This window comes from Ligilactobacillus apodemi DSM 16634 = JCM 16172 (genome assembly GCF_001434405.1).
Classification (GTDB): domain Bacteria; phylum Bacillota; class Bacilli; order Lactobacillales; family Lactobacillaceae; genus Ligilactobacillus; species Ligilactobacillus apodemi.
This window is the reverse complement of sequence record NZ_AZFT01000030.1, coordinates 1-1,385: the sequence shown is the minus strand read 5'-3', so window position 1 is coordinate 1,385 and position 1,385 is coordinate 1. Positions and strand designations below refer to the sequence as shown.

Below are 1,385 nucleotides of genomic sequence, written 5' to 3'. Positions count from 1 at the left end.
GCAGGAGTAGCTAATAAGTCAGACTTACCGCAAAATGCTCAATACAGCTGGAAGACCCCGGTAGAAGTAGCGATACCAGGTAAGAAGCCAGGTACGGTAGAAGTAACGTACCTAGATGGCTCGAAGGATGAAGTACCGGTGCAAGTGAAGGTAGGCACCGACGCTGAAGAATATACCCCGAAGGGTCAGTTAGTGAAGACCGATTTGGGCAAAACTCCAAGTGCTGAAGCAGGAGTAGCCAATAAGGACGACTTACCGCAAAATGTCCAATACAGCTGGAAGACCCCAGTGGAAGTAGCGACACCAGGCGAGAAGCCGGGTACGGTAGAAGTGACATACCCAGATGGCTCAAAAGATGAAGTGCCGGTCCAAGTTAAAGTGGGAACTGACGCTGAAGAATATACCCCGAAGGGTCAGTTAGTGAAAACAGATTTGGGTAAGGCACCGAGTGCTGAAGCAGGAGTAGCTAATAAGTCAGACTTACCGCAAGATGCTAAATACAGCTGGAAGACCCCGGTAGAAGTAGCGACACCAGGTAAGAAGCCAGGTACGGTGGAAGTGACATACCCAGATGGCTCAAAAGATGAAGTACCAGTGCAAGTGAAAGTAGGCACCGACGCCGAAGAGTACGCCCCGAAGGGACAATTAGTGAAGACCGATTTAGGCAAAGCCCCAAGTGCTGAAGCAGGAGTAGCTAATAAGTCAGACTTACCGCAAGATGCTAAATACAGCTGGAAGACCCCAGTGGAAGTAGCAACACCAGGCGAGAAGCCGGGTACGGTAGAAGTAACGTATTCAGATGGCTCAAAAGATGAAGTGCCGGTTCAAGTTAAAGTGGGAACTGACGCTGAAGAATACGCCCCGAAGGGTCAGTTAGTGAAGGCCGATTTGGGTAAAACTCCAAGTGCTGAAGTAGGAGTATCCAATAAGGACGACTTACCGCAAGATACGAATTACGTTTGGAAGACACCATTGGACGCAACAACCCCAGGTAAGAAACCAGGTACGGTAGAAGTAACATACCCAGATGGCTCGAAAGATGAAGTGCCGGTCCAAGTTAAAGTGGGAACTGACGCCGAAAAGTACGCCCCGAAGGGACAATTAGTGAAGACTGATTTGGGTAAGGCACCGAGTGCCAAAGCAGGAGTATCCAATAAGGATGACTTGCCACAAAATGCTCAATACAGCTGGAAGACCCCAGTGGAAGTAGCAACACCAGGCGAGAAGCCGGGTACGGTAGAAGTAACGTATTCAGATGGCTCAGAAGATGAAGTACCAGTTCAAGTGAAAGTAGGTACCGACGCCGAAGAGTATGCTCCGAAGGGCCAGTTAGTGAAGGCCGATTTGGGTAAAACTCCAAGTGCTGAAGTAGGAGTATCCAATAA

1 protein-coding gene is annotated in these 1,385 nt (G+C 49.2%); it reads left to right on the top strand.

Features of this window, described 5'->3' with window-relative positions:
- A partial coding sequence (locus tag FC32_RS02220; RefSeq protein WP_268871569.1) for a Rib/alpha-like domain-containing protein occupies positions 1-1,385 on the top strand: 1,385 nt, incomplete at both ends.